The sequence below is a fragment of the Aquimarina sediminis genome, from assembly GCF_002895435.1.
Taxonomy (GTDB): Bacteria; Bacteroidota; Bacteroidia; order Flavobacteriales; family Flavobacteriaceae; genus Aquimarina; species Aquimarina sediminis.
Map to the genome: position 1 here is coordinate 161133 of NZ_POYJ01000004.1, position 14044 is coordinate 175176.

Here is a 14044-nt window from a genome sequence, read left to right on the forward strand (position 1 = left end):
TGTATACATGTGAATTTGTTAAATGATTACTTCCTTTTACCTATATGTTTTCCTTAATTTAATAATTGTTATGGATTATTTTCTTAAGTAACTTTTTAGATAAGCCTCAATTAAAAAGCACTTTCTTCTGGTTCTCTCACATAATAGAAATTCATACAGTGAAATCTTAGTCAAAATTAAGGCTTTGGATACAGCCATGTTAAAAAAACAAAAATAATTTTCAATTTATGATTTAATTTAGCCTTAATATAAATGTTTTATATATATTTGCACTCGCAAAATGATAACCATACTCGGGGTGTAGCGTAGCCCGGTTATCGCGCCGCGTTTGGGACGCGGAGGTCGCAGGTTCGAATCCTGCCACCCCGACTAAGAAACCGCTCATTTTATATAGAAAATGAGTGGTTTTTTTAGTTCTATACTTCGGAGATTAGTAATCATGCCTAAAAAAGGTCATTTCTTAAAAAGTTATAGTTTGACTGTATGAACATAAAATCGTCAGATAAAAGATTTTTCTCCGAAAAAATACAAATTCTTTATTACAAGTTAACTTTTTATCGCCTAACCCACGTCGTTCATAGAATTTTTTGATTCTATACTATAAAGTTTAGTAATTTCTAGCGCTTAAACACTTACTCATCATATCATTAAGTACTTTTCTATCAATAGAAAAAATACTTTAACCAAGAGGGTTTTTATCGGTATAAAAAATATACGAACTAAAACAAACAAACTGTGTATCCAAGATTTATTCATTTTCTCACTCTAGTTGTAGTGTCAACACTTCTATCATGTGGAGGAAACAAACAAGAACCAAAAAAACGTCCCAATATTCTTTTTATCATGTCGGACGATCATGCATATCAGGCCATTAGTGCCTATTCAGGTCATCTCATAAACACACCTAATATTGACCGTATCGCAGCAGAAGGTGTACTATTTACCGAGGCAAGTGTAACTAATTCTATTTGTGCTCCTTCGCGTGCAACATTACTAACAGGCAAACATACCCACCTAAATGGCAAAATAAATAATATCCAAAAATTCGATACTACTGAAACAACTTTTCCTCAATTATTTCAAAAAGCAGGTTACCAAACCGCTATGTTTGGTAAGTTGCATTTTGGAAATAACCCAAAAGGAGTTGATGATTTTATGATTTTACCAGGACAGGGAAGTTATATCAATCCAGAATTCGTTACTCCAAAAGGAGATACTACAATAACGGGCTATGTAACTGATATTATTACCGATGTTACTTTGGACTGGTTGGACAAAAAGCGAGACACTGCAAAACCATTTATGCTGATGTATTTGCACAAAGCACCCCACAGAGCTTGGTGGCCAAGCGCCGAAAAAATGAAGGAATTTTCTAAAAAAACTTTCCCTGAACCAGAAACTCTTTTTGATGATTATTCAAACAGAGGCACAGCTGCAAAAACCGCAGAAATGAACCTGCTATATCACATGGACTATACGCAAGATTCTAAAATTATGCCTGAAACTATTGAAGAAATGGGAAGTGTAGAACCCGTTATTCCGCCTATTATATATGGTGGTAAATATGCTTTAAAACAGTCTCTAAATAGAATGACAAAAGAACAAAAAGCCCTATACAATCCTATTTTAGATGCTATTAATACAGATTTCAAAGACAATTGGAATGGAATGACCGATAAGGAGAAAATGAGTTGGAAATACCAACGGTACATGCAGGATTATTTGGCGTGTATTTCGTCTGTGGATGATAACGTAGGAAGGGTATTAAATTATCTCGACATAAACAATCTTACCGATAACACCATGGTAGTTTACACCTCCGATCAAGGTTTTTACCTTGGTGAACATGGGTGGTTCGACAAGCGTTTTATTTACAATGAGTCTTTTAAAACACCCCTGTTGGTTAGATGGCCTAACCAAATCAAAGCTGGTATTACCAATAAAGAAATGGTACAAAACCTAGATTTTGCTCAAACGTTTTTGGAAGCTGCACAAATAAAAGCACCATCAGACATGCAGGGCAAATCATTAATGCCGCTTTTAAAAGGAGAAATACAAGGATGGGATCGTGACGCTGTATATTACCATTTTTATGAATATCCTGGCTGGCATTCTGTAAAAAGACATTATGGTATTGTTACCAAGGATTATAAGTTGGTACATTTTTACTACGACATAGATGAATGGGAGCTCTACGATCGTAAAAAAGACACACATGAATTGAAGAACGTTTATCACGATCCTAAGTACAAAAATGTAGTATTAGAAATGAAAAAAAGACTATCTGAGCTAAGAATTAAATATGGTGATTCTGATGAGTTGCAGCAAAAATATTTAGAGATGACCCAAAATACCTCTTCTAATATCAACGAATCAGAATCAAAAAAATCAAAACCATAATATATAAAAACTCTAGAAGTTATAAATCATTATTAGGGAATTAAATATAACAAAAGCTAGTAATTTGTATAGGTAATAATAGAGAAAACATTAAACATCAAAGTTTTTCACATTTCAAATCAGAGTATTATGCTAAAAAACTAACACACGATTTATAATTCTTAGTGAGCTTTCACTCAACTTTGCGATTTCCCTCTTTTCATATTTTCGTTCTCTAACTCAGAACTAAGTTTATTAGGCAGTTAGAGTCGACACAAATAAAAACTTAATGACAAAAAGCTATGTTTTCGGAAAAAAATAAAAAAATACGCTTTAGTATAGTATTTTTTGCAAGTGTAATTTTAATTTCATGCACTCAAGAACAGAAAAAAGACTATAATGTACTTTTCATTATTTCGGATGATTTGACAGCGACAGCTTTATCTTCGTACGAGAATAAAGCGTGTAGCACACCAAACATTAATAAACTTGCTTCTGAAGGAGTTATGTTTACAAAAGCATATTGTCAATACCCTGTATGTGGACCATCACGGGCGTCTTTAATGAGTGGATATTATCCGCATGCCACTACTACATTTGGATATGTAAGTGGTCGTAAAAATATTGGAAAGGAACGTAAAACATGGTCACAATCTTTTAAAGAAAATGGATATTACACCGCCAGAGTGAGTAAGATTTACCATATGGGTGTCCCTATAGATATTGAAACTGGTAGCGATGGGCAAGATGATCCTGCTTCCTGGAATGAAAAATACAATAGTCAGGCTCTAGAATGGCAAACAAAAGGAGAAGCTGAACTTGTACAAGGTAATCCAGATGGAACTATTGAAAGAAAAGGGGGCAATGTAATGACAATAGTTAAGGCTGATGGAGATGATTTAGTTCTTGCAGATGGAATAACAGCTAAAAAAGCCAGTGAATTAATTAGAAAACATAAGAATGAAAAATTCTTTCTAGCTATAGGTATGGTAAGGCCGCATGTCCCATTTGTGGCACCAAAAGCCCACTTCGCTCCTTATCCATACACAGACATAATTTTGTCAGAAAAAGTTGAAAATGATTGGGATGATATACCAAAAAGAGGAATTAACTACGTTACAAGCGTAAATGGGGAAATGAGTATTGAGCAACAACAAAAAGCCGTCGCTGCATATTATGCTTCAGTTTCTTTTATGGATGAGCAAGTTGGTAAAGTCTTGAGAACATTAGAGAAAGAAGGTTTAGAAGACAACACCATTGTCATATTTACATCAGACCACGGGTTTCATCTTGGAGAACATGATTTTTGGATGAAAGTTAGCTTACATGAAGAGTCAGTTAGAGTTCCACTTATTATAAAGGTACCAGGTAAAAAACCTGCTGTTTGTAATTCATTTGTTGAACTTATAGATATGTATCCAACTGTAACAGAATTAGCAGAGATAAAACATCCCAAGCATATTCAAGGAAAAAGTCTTGTAAAGATACTTGATGACCCTAATCACAAAGTTAGAGATATGGCATTTAGTGTTTCCCAAGGAGGAAAATCATTTTTATTGAGAACAGATGGCTGGGCTTATATTCAATACGATGAAGATGCGAAATCAGGTATGGAACTTTTTGACATGAAAAATGACCCGAAACAATATACCAATTTAGCGTATGATCCGAAATATGTCAAAATTATAGATGAATTTCAGCAAAAACTCCAAGACAAATTGAAAGAAGTTAGAACCAATGATTTAGGAATTGATTATAATAAAAGATAAATCTTGAAATGACAGTGTATATGACTGTAACAATTTGTATGAGTAATGGTAGGTAAGCTTACACAAGTATTCTGGTTAATCCAAATACGAGAAACTCTATGTTTTTGGCTCCTCTAAACACCTTGAATCCTGTTCCTTACATTTTTATACCGATGACCTAATTTTGCGTAGACTACTTGTATGGTGGTAGCAATAGATAGTTAATTATTTTACTATATACCCTCAACACTTATAAATAATTACTAGATTTAGTGTAAGAACAGGTCGAATTAAGCTTAGAGTGTTATTCATTTATCATAAACACTTAATTAAATAACATGCATTATAAACATACTGGGAAAAACAATGGTCTTTTCGAACTTATAGATACTGCAACTATTAAGTATAGCTCTAATAAATTATTGTCAGATTGCTATAAAGTAGTATGGGCAAGAAATGATAGTATTACTTTAGGAGTAGATGGTTATCGAATTTTTCTTGATAAAAATCATCTTCTTTTCCTTTCTCAACTTAATACTGTTGAATTCGAAATAGCGCATAAAGATATTATAATTTATTCTTTTAACAGAGAATTTTATTGTATTAGAGATCATGATGCAGAGGTATCATGTAATGGTTTTTTGTTTTTAGGATCTTCATCACCACTAATAGTAGAACTCTCAGAAAAGGAACAAAAAAGTTTTCATCTATTATACGATTTTTTTGTAGAAGAATTTGAAACCATGGATCATATTCAGGGTGAGATGCTGTTAGTGCTTTTAAAGCGATTATTAATAAAATCTGTAAGAATTGCCCGTAAGCTCTTACCAAAAGAAGATATGCCTAAGTCCAAATTAAATGCTATCAGAAAGTTTAATTTATTAGTAGAGATGCATTTTAGAGAAAAACACAAAGTAAGTGATTATGCTACACTAATGCATGTTACTCCAAAATCTCTCTCTAATTTGTTTTCACGCTACTTTCATAAATCTCCTTTAAAAATCATTAATGAAAGACTTATTTTAGAGAGTAAAAGACTTTTAGAATTTTCTGACAAGAACATCAATGAAATTGGATACATCCTTGGGTTTAATGAGATTTCTCATTTTTCAAAATTTTTCAAAACCCATGTTGGCTTATCTCCAACTGAATATCAGAATATCTATGTAGACAAGAAAAATTTATAAATCAACGTAATCTATTATAAAAGGACTAACTCCTCTTTTAGAAGATATCACAAAAATTACATTCAATCAAATACATCTAACAACCCTCACATTGGAAAGTGAAGGAATACCTCCTCCCCTACCGCAAGCATTTGAATACAAGTAAATGTAAATTATAAAAAGAACGAATAGCCGAAGCTTTAGACAGGCTTAAAAATTAGAATCAGAACTCGAAGTCTGAAAAGAGCACCCCCAAGATAATAATCGTTCTTATACCAAAACAATCAAATAAACAAATTCGCTTTCATGTTTTCAAGTTAAAAACAAGAGGTATAAACTATGGAAAATAGTGCAATGATTTTTTATTGAATAAGTTGTTACTTTGCTATTAAATTTTTAATCAGATAGCACTAAAAAAGCTTTTAAATTGAATATCCGACATATTATTTGTTCAACAACAGATTATTTAACAAATGCATAAAGTGTAAAAACATGAAGTGACGAAAACAACTTTATTACCCTTTCATTCTTGGACATGAAATATTGATAAAATTCTGTATTAAACAAAACGGTCAGATTCTAATAGGTTTTAAAAGAAGAAATTGAAGTTATAAATGATAGAACTAGTTTGCTTCAAAATAGATTAATGAAACTGAATGTATTATGTAAACCCAAGTTTGTTATAGTCGACTTCGTATATCGGATCAACCTAATACAATCTCAGCTTTATAAATGCAACATATTTATTACACGTTATGAATCAAGATTACCATATTAAGTAGTATTAATGTATAATTTAAAATAATAAGCAAAATGACAGAACAACAAATCAATGAAAGCATTCATGGGTTACTAAATTTGGCACACGATGGCAAAATTTTGGAAGCAATAGATAAGTACTATCACGACGATGTTGTCACTCAGGAAGGATTAAATGGAGAGCCTAGAAAAGGTGGTAAAAAAAGCTACCTCGAATTTTATAAAGACTTTTTGGATAATATGACTGAGGTAAATACATTTAAAGGCAAAGCACACCTTGTTGGAGAAAATGTTTCGGCAATTGCTTGGGATTTAGACTTTAACAATAATCTTTGGGGAAAGATTAATTTCACAGAATTGGCTATACAAGAATGGAAAGATGGTAAGATCTTTAAAGAAACCTATTTCTATAACCCACAAGTATAAGTAAGATTCAATATAATAAAAAAGTATCATTACTTACTTTTCTAGAATTGGTGTTCTAATATATTTAATACATTATGAAAACTAAAGGGTTAATTATTTGTTCTTTAATATTTGGTGTTGCAATACAGTTTATTAGACCCTATAAACAAGAGTATAGCCAACCAACCTCTAATGATCTCTTAATTGCCAATAACCCAAGTGTAGAGGTGGAGTACTTAATAAGGGTTACTTGCTATGACTGTCATTCAAATGAAACAAAAAACTATTGGTATAGTGATATTGCACCCATCGCTTGGTTTTTAGATAAAAACGTAAGTAATGGTAAGACAAAGCTTAATTTTTCTAATTGGGAGAAATATACATTTGAGCAACGAGTAGATGTCGCTGCAGAAACTATGTTTCAAGTGTACGAAGGAAGAATGCCTGTTAAAGAATATTTATGGATGCATAAGGATGCAAATCTCACTAAAAAGCAACAGAATAAAATAACTAAATGGATAAATTCTTTAGTAAAGTAGTTTTAAAAAAAACACTTCTTTTTCTTTTTATAGCCTTTATATTAATTCAATTTTACAGACCTGGAAAGAACAATTCGGTATATACTGCAAATAATGATTTTTTAGAGTTAAGTGATGCCCCAACAGATATTGGAGCCTTACTAAAAAAATCATGTTACGATTGCCACTCTAACAATACGAATTATAAGTGGTTTGATAATATTGCTCCTGTATCTTGGTGGGTAGATAATACTATTTCCCGAGGGAAATTAGCTCTAAATTTTTCAGAATGGAAAGATCATGACCCATGGCGTAAACTATCTTTCTTATCTGCAAGCGTTTATGATATACAAACAGACAGAATGCCAAAAGAATTATATATAAAGTTGCGTCCTGAAACCAAGCTTTCTAAAAAAGAAAAAGAAAGAATAATAAATTGGATTAATAATATCGATAGGTTTGAAACCTACTACAAAAACGGAAATCATTAAGATGAAACTGTTAAATGCAACTATACATTTTTTATTATCAACAAGATTAACAGCATTCTTATTTTTAATCTTTGCATTTGCATTGGGCATGGCAACTTTTATTGAAAACGATTACAATACCGAAACTGCCAAGACCCTAATATACAACGCATGGTGGTTTAATGTAATATTATTTCTTTTTATCCTAAATTTTATTGGAAACGTCAAGCGTTATCGTTTATACAAAAAAGATAAGGTATATATTTTAGTACTTCACTTTGCTTTTATAATTATCCTTGTTGGAGCAGCAATAACAAGATATATAAGCTTTGAAGGTATCATATCTATTAAAGAAAATGAAACTTCTTCTACAATGCTTTCAGAAAAAAAATATTTATCTGTAGCTATAGATAACGGCTTAAAAACAAAAACAATAGAAAAGAAACTGCTGTTATCTCAAACAGGAGTTGAAGGATATAAGCCTCTTGAGCTTTCGATGTTAAATTTTTTAAGCGGAGGAAACCATTTTCAAATACATACTGATTTTGACAATGAACCTTTTGAGATTTCCTATTTAGGCTATGTTCCTAATGCCAAAATAGAATTTAAAGAAAATGAATCCAGTAGAAACAGATTTCTTCATTTGGTAGAGTCTTCAAGAGGTGTACGAAGTGATAAATACCTAAAAAAAAATGACTACTTAACTTTTTTTGATGCAGATATTAGTTTTCAAAATATAAAAGAAGGGGTAATTAATATATATTCAAAAGAAAATCAACTCTATATAAAAGCACACCGTACATTAAAGTATGTGGTTATGGCTAATCAAGAAACTGGAGTTATTATGCCAAACACAGCTCAAGTTTTAAAGTATAGAACACTATACACATTAGGAAGTTTGCAATTTGTAATCCCAGAACCTTTAGTACATGGGTATTTGACATATAAAACATCGGACGCAGAGGAGTTTCCCTTAGACATGTTAAGCTTAAGAATAAAAACCAAAGATATAAGTAAAGACATCAATGTTTTTGGTGCGCAGTTTTTTGAAAAAGAACCAAAAAGAGTAAAAATTGGATCTCTAAATTTTGCAATTAGTTATGGTTCTAAACAGGTTAAATTGCCTTTTGAAGTTAGGCTGAATGATTTTGTTTTAGAGAGGTACCCTGGGTCAGAAAGCCCTAAATCATTTACAAGTAAATTATCTATTAAAGACAAATCAGAGTCTTTTGACACAGATGTTTATATGAACAATGTCCTAGATTTTAAAGGATATCGCTTATTTCAATCAAGTTATGATGAACAAAATGGAATAGAAAGTACAATTTTATCTGTAAATCATGATATGCTTGGTACATGGGTTACATATGTTGGCTACAGCTTGTTGTTTACAGGTTTAATTTTAATGCTAATTACCCACAATTCATACTTTGGCAAACAAAGAAAACGATTAAAAAAAATAAAAAACCTAACCTTCTTTCTCCTTCTAATATCTCCTTCGCTATTACTATCCCAAACGAATGATGACCATACAACTGATAAGGAAGTTCCTGATATTTTTTCATTTACAGAGAAGATTCCCTTATCACATGCCGAACAATTTGGTCGATTGATTGTTCAAGATCCTGGCGGGCGAATGAAACCTGTAAATACTTTTGGTTCAGAATTCCTTAGAAAGGTCGCAAAGAAAAATCATTTTCGAGGGCTGAACTCAGATCAGATCATTCTTTCTATTTTCCTAAAACCCGAAAGCTGGAAAAATATTCCAATAATTTATATAAAGAAAAACAACACTAAGGTTCGTGATTTTTTAGGTATTCCCCATTCACATAAATATGTTAAGCTATCATCTTTTTTCAATAAAAAAGGAGAATATCTCTTAAAAGAAGAAGTCTTTAAAGCAAGTAAAAAGAAAATAAAAAGAAAATATGACCAAAGCGTTTTGGATATAGATGGTAGAGTTGTATTGCTGTATTTAGCAACACAGGGTGATCTATTTAGAATTATCCCTATACCAAAAGATTCTCATAACACATGGGTAAATCAAAATGAAGCGATAAAAAGAGATTTGACAGATGTGCGATTATCTAAAATTAGTTCAATTATTAGCAACTATAAAAAAACTTTTTCTAAGGGTGTAGGAACGGCTAACCTAAAACGGTCATTTACAATATTAGAAAAGATCGAAGATTTTCAAAAATCATATGGCAAATCAGTAATTCCTTCAAAAGAGAAAATTAACCTAGAACTTTTTTATAACAAATACGACATATTTAAAAACCTTTTTTGGCAATACATGCTGGCTAGCCTATTTTTGTTTGTAATCGTAATAATCTCGGTTTTTAAGAATAAAAGTAAACTACTTCACCTTTTGACAAAAATAGGTATTAGTTTGATTATTTTGCTATTCGTTTACCATGCTATCGGGCTAGGCATTAGATGGTATATATCTGGACATGCCCCCTGGAGTAATGGATATGAATCTATGATATATGTTGCTTGGTCTACATTGCTCTTCGGACTACTTTTTGGTAGAAAATCTGGCATAACGATTGCTGCAACTTCCTTTGTAGCATCCATGATACTAATGGTAGCACACTGGAATTGGATGGATCCGTCAATTGGCAATTTGGTTCCTGTCTTAGACTCATATTGGTTAATGATACATGTAGCGATTATCGTTGCAAGCTATGGTCCTTTTGCCATTGGGATGATATTAGGAATGATCAATTTATTGCTATTTGCTCTTTTCACTAAAAAGAATAAAAAAAAATTAAACAAAATAATATCTGAGCTAACAATTATTAATGAATTATCTTTAACTATCGGGCTCGTAATGCTAACCATCGGTAATTTTCTGGGAGGCATATGGGCAAACGAAAGCTGGGGGCGCTACTGGGGTTGGGATCCTAAAGAAACATGGGCATTAATTAGTATTATGATATATTCATTTATAATACATGCCAGATTAGTTCCTGGACTAAGAGGTAAATTAACGTTTAACGCTTTTTCTATCTTTGCTTTTACAAGTATACTTATGACGTATTTAGGAGTTAATCATTTATTATCAGGACTTCATTCGTATGCAAAAGGGGATTCAGCACCAATTCCTTTAGAAATATGGAGTTGGTTAATTATATCAATGATTTTAGTAATTTTAGCTAAGTATAAACAACAGAAACTTATTTCTAATTAAAAAATGAACTATCAATTCACTAATAAAAAGGAACAGAGTATTTTTACTATAACTGATTTTAGTGATTCAAGTGAGCGGAAATCTATTCAAAAGAATTCTAACTTTATAATTTTATGGGCATATAAAAATTCAGCAAGCATTTATATAGATGGATATAGTGTGCCAATAAAAAAGAATTGTATTATTTTCTGTACCCCCCATAACAAAATTAATTTAGACAAAAGTACTTTTGGAAGTGTCATGGCTTTTATTTTTAATCGAGAGTTTTATTGTATAAGAGACCATGACAATGAAGTTTCTTGTAACGGGCTGCTGTTTTACGGGTCGCATCAACCTTCAGAGATAAAACTTAAGGATTTAAACTTGGAGACTTTTAAAATGGCTCATCTCATGTTTGAAGAAGAGTTTCGTGCTTATAATGATTCGCTTCATGGCGAAATGCTAAGGGTTATTCTTAAGCAAATTCTAATAACTTGTACAAGGTTGTTCAAAGATAATTTAGAGGCTACAGATGTATCAGACGAAAAAATAGACATAACTAGGAAATATAATATTCTAGTAGAAAAATTTTTTAGAGAAAAACATAAAGTAAAAGATTATGCCGAGATAATGAATGTTTCTCCCAAAACTATTTCGAACATTTTTTATTCTTTTTACAAAAGGAAACCAAGTGAAATTATTACAGAGAGGATAATGCTTGAAGCCCGAAGATTAATCCTGTTTTCTGACAAAAACCTTTCAGAAATATCAATTCTATTAGGGTTTAAAGAGTTATCACATTTTTCAAAATTTTTCAAAAAACACATGGGGGTTTCTCCAAGACAATTTAAGAAGTCTTATGAAAAGATTTAAACTCTGAAATATATATTTAATTTTTTTCCAAAAAAAACAACTAGTTCATTTGCTGTAATCAAATTAAGGAAAGTTCTACAACTTTTATAATTTACATCAGAAATAGTTTACTACACATTACGTACTTATTACAGTCGATTGAACACCTAATCAACTATTAACAAAGCTATTAACTTAATCGCAAAAGAGTTTCTTTAATCCATCTGTACAAAAACATAAACGTGCTCTCAATATCTAACTATCAATTCCTTTTTTGATAATTGTATAAATATTCGGGAAAATAATCCATTTACTTTAAAAGGGAGATATTATACATTTGATTCAACTAACTAAGACATAGCTTTTTCACATTTATGAATGAATTGAATCGATCCCAATTTGAAATTATAAGAAGACAATTGAAATACGAGGATAAAAGAATTAATGGTAATGATGATTATTATAAAATAATTTATCTAGAAAAACCTTCAAGTATTATTACTTTAAATTTTAATGAATTTAGACTCGATAAAAAGGCTATTGTATTGTTAAGTCCTGAAGACTTTTTTTATGGTAAAAACTTATCCGGAAGCTTAGTCGCTTTTGAAATAAAGAATAATGATAATTTCGCAAAATTTATTTCACTTACATTCTCAAACCTTCTTAGCCTAAAGGAGAAGATTCTTTTTTCTGATGATTTACATGACAAAGGGGAGATGATTCTCAAACTATTTGATAGCATTAATATCGAATTACAAGATTCTTATCATATAGAGTCTTTGCTATACAGATTAATAATAGAAAGTTCGACAACAATTCATAATATAAGATATAGATCAGTATTACAATTCCTTAACCAAGTACGTTTAAAATCCATTCTTTCAAATTATATAAAAGATCATGCGGAAGCTTTGAATGTTAAACCTAAAGAATTACTAGGGGAACTAAAACGTAAAGGATACAAAAAGCCAAGTAAAGTTATTTCTGAATACCTAATGCTTGAAGCGAAAAAGAAACTAGTAAATTCTCAGCTTACTGTTAAAGAAATTGGACTGGAACTAGGTTTTGAAGATCCAGCCTATTTTTCTAGATTTTTCAAAAAAAACTCTGGTGTTCCAGCAAATTTGTTTAGAGAAAAATTTCTTGAAAACAATGTAAACGACGCATAATTTACTGATTTCAAAGAAAATAGTCCTATAATTAAACTAAATAAATACAGTAGTTTTACACATTACTCACTAACACACTAAATAAAATGAATTCAAAAATTAATTTACTACTATTGCTAATTGTAACCTTGTTAGTTGCATCATGCAAAGATAATAAGGCTTCGAATGAAATTGCATCTACAACCAATAATGATGACTACAAAAACAAAGTATTCTTCACTATGGAGAATGGTGAATTATTAAGACCAAAGGGTTACAGGACTTGGGTTTTTGTAGGTACACCGGTAACCCCAAACGACTTGAATGGTGGTCTTGCTCCTTTTCCAGAAATGCATAATGTATATATAGATCCTGTAAGTTTTGAGCACTACAAACAAACAGGTAAATTTAGAGAAAATACTATTTTAATAAAAGAATTAGTAAGCGTAGGGGCTACGGTTGCTGCCAGTGGTAATGGATATTTTGAAGGAGAGTATATAGGCTTAGAAGCTTCAATTAAAAGTAAAGAGCATTTCCCTGATGAACCTGGAAACTGGTCTATTTTTAGCTTTACGCAACCTAAGCTAGGAACGCTTAAAGAAAGATCGAAACCTTTTCCTTATGAAAAGTGTGCTCAATGCCACGATGTAAGCGCTCAAGATGATTTTGTTTTTACACAGTTCTATCCCGTCCTAAGGGCTGCAAAGAATGCAGGAGACGCTATTCCAGAAAACTCTGCAAAAAGAACTGCTTCAGAAGGTTCTTTTACAGAAGATGCTGAACAAGAAAGAGAGAAAGAAGAAGAAAATGTTATGGCAGGAATGATGGCTGCACCAGGAGTTTGGGATCCCCAAGTTCCGACACCCACAGACAAAAAATTTGATATCCCATTAGAAAAGGAAAAGCTTTTTGCTTACTTAAACACCGAAAAGTACAAATCGCTCAAATATAGAGAAGATGAAACTCCACACAGATCTGCCGGTCCACATGAGTTTGTAAGATCATTTTTTAGTGATAATCTCGCAGAATCTGTAAAAGCAGGAAATAGTGAGCACCCAATAGGTTCTTATGCTATAAAAGAAATGTATAAAGACGGAAAACAATATGGATGGGCTGTAATGCTGAAGACACAAGAAAGTTCGGATAAAGGAAATGGATGGTTTTGGTATGAAGTAACAGATAGAAACGACATTTCTAAAGAACAGACCTACGGTAACGGAGTAAAAGGCTGTGTTTCCTGCCATGCCATAGGCAAAGATATGGTAAGAGCCTCCTTTTTATAATAATAGTAGGGTTTTTATAATTATAAGATATCACGGTTAATAAAGCAACTAGATTAAAAGTTCAATTTTTTTGGTTTTATAGATAGGTTACTTTACTTCTTTTATTTCTATGAAATAAATGATCGCTTTATTTTAATTTAG

Annotated in this window: 10 protein-coding genes and 1 tRNA gene; all 11 read left to right on the forward strand. The window is 31.6% G+C overall.

What is annotated here, in order from left to right; genetic code table 11:
- The first annotated feature begins 294 nt into the window (after positions 1-294).
- Positions 295-369 (forward strand) — tRNA-Pro (locus C1X07_RS11480).
- Between the two features lie 405 nt (positions 370-774).
- On the forward strand, positions 775-2400 hold the full coding sequence (locus C1X07_RS11485; protein ID WP_241507241.1) for a sulfatase family protein: 1626 nt from the start codon (positions 775-777) through the stop codon (positions 2398-2400).
- Positions 2401-2681: 281 nt separating this feature from the next.
- A complete protein-coding gene (locus C1X07_RS11490) occupies positions 2682-4148 on the forward strand; it encodes a sulfatase (protein ID WP_103070163.1) in 1467 nt (488 codons plus the stop codon).
- A gap of 317 nt (positions 4149-4465) precedes the next feature.
- Entirely contained in the window at positions 4466-5314 is an 849-nt protein-coding gene (locus tag C1X07_RS11495) for a helix-turn-helix domain-containing protein (RefSeq protein WP_103070164.1), read from the forward strand.
- A gap of 792 nt (positions 5315-6106) precedes the next feature.
- A complete protein-coding gene (locus C1X07_RS11500; protein ID WP_103070165.1) occupies positions 6107-6478 on the forward strand; it encodes a nuclear transport factor 2 family protein in 372 nt (123 codons plus the stop codon).
- Positions 6479-6552: 74 nt separating this feature from the next.
- The gene (locus C1X07_RS11505; protein ID WP_103070166.1) at positions 6553-6996 is read left to right on the forward strand and encodes a heme-binding domain-containing protein; all 444 of its coding nucleotides are present in this window, start codon (positions 6553-6555) and stop codon (positions 6994-6996) included.
- Entirely contained in the window at positions 6972-7466 is a 495-nt protein-coding gene (locus C1X07_RS11510; protein ID WP_103070167.1) for a heme-binding domain-containing protein, read from the forward strand. Before C1X07_RS11505 ends, C1X07_RS11510 begins: the two co-directional genes overlap by 25 nt.
- A gap of 1 nt (position 7467) precedes the next feature.
- The gene (ccsA, locus tag C1X07_RS11515) at positions 7468-10641 is read left to right on the forward strand and encodes a cytochrome c biogenesis protein CcsA (protein WP_103070168.1); all 3174 of its coding nucleotides are present in this window, start codon (positions 7468-7470) and stop codon (positions 10639-10641) included.
- Positions 10642-10644: 3 nt separating this feature from the next.
- Entirely contained in the window at positions 10645-11493 is an 849-nt protein-coding gene (locus C1X07_RS11520) for a helix-turn-helix domain-containing protein (protein WP_103070169.1), read from the forward strand.
- Positions 11494-11846: 353 nt separating this feature from the next.
- Positions 11847-12641, forward strand: a complete 795-nt coding sequence (locus tag C1X07_RS11525) for a helix-turn-helix domain-containing protein (protein ID WP_103070170.1) — start codon at positions 11847-11849, stop codon at positions 12639-12641.
- An 86-nt stretch (positions 12642-12727) separates the two neighbouring features.
- The gene (locus tag C1X07_RS11530; protein WP_103070171.1) at positions 12728-13903 is read left to right on the forward strand and encodes a cytochrome P460 family protein; all 1176 of its coding nucleotides are present in this window, start codon (positions 12728-12730) and stop codon (positions 13901-13903) included.
- Positions 13904-14044: the final 141 nt, after the last annotated feature.

Bases quoted from the DNA above. Each gene is read 5' to 3' on its own strand.
- C1X07_RS11490 (WP_103070163.1), top strand. From the start codon at position 2,682: ATGTTTTCGGAAAAAAATAAAAAAATACGCTTTAGTATAGTATTTTTT.
- C1X07_RS11530 (WP_103070171.1), top strand. From the start codon at position 12,728: ATGAATTCAAAAATTAATTTACTACTATTGCTAATTGTAACCTTGTTA.
- C1X07_RS11505 (WP_103070166.1), top strand. From the start codon at position 6,553: ATGAAAACTAAAGGGTTAATTATTTGTTCTTTAATATTTGGTGTTGCA.
- ccsA (WP_103070168.1), top strand. From the start codon at position 7,468: ATGAAACTGTTAAATGCAACTATACATTTTTTATTATCAACAAGATTA.
- C1X07_RS11520 (WP_103070169.1), top strand. From the start codon at position 10,645: ATGAACTATCAATTCACTAATAAAAAGGAACAGAGTATTTTTACTATA.
- C1X07_RS11510 (WP_103070167.1), top strand. From the start codon at position 6,972: ATGGATAAATTCTTTAGTAAAGTAGTTTTAAAAAAAACACTTCTTTTT.
- C1X07_RS11525 (WP_103070170.1), top strand. From the start codon at position 11,847: ATGAATGAATTGAATCGATCCCAATTTGAAATTATAAGAAGACAATTG.
- C1X07_RS11495 (WP_103070164.1), top strand. From the start codon at position 4,466: ATGCATTATAAACATACTGGGAAAAACAATGGTCTTTTCGAACTTATA.
- C1X07_RS11500 (WP_103070165.1), top strand. From the start codon at position 6,107: ATGACAGAACAACAAATCAATGAAAGCATTCATGGGTTACTAAATTTG.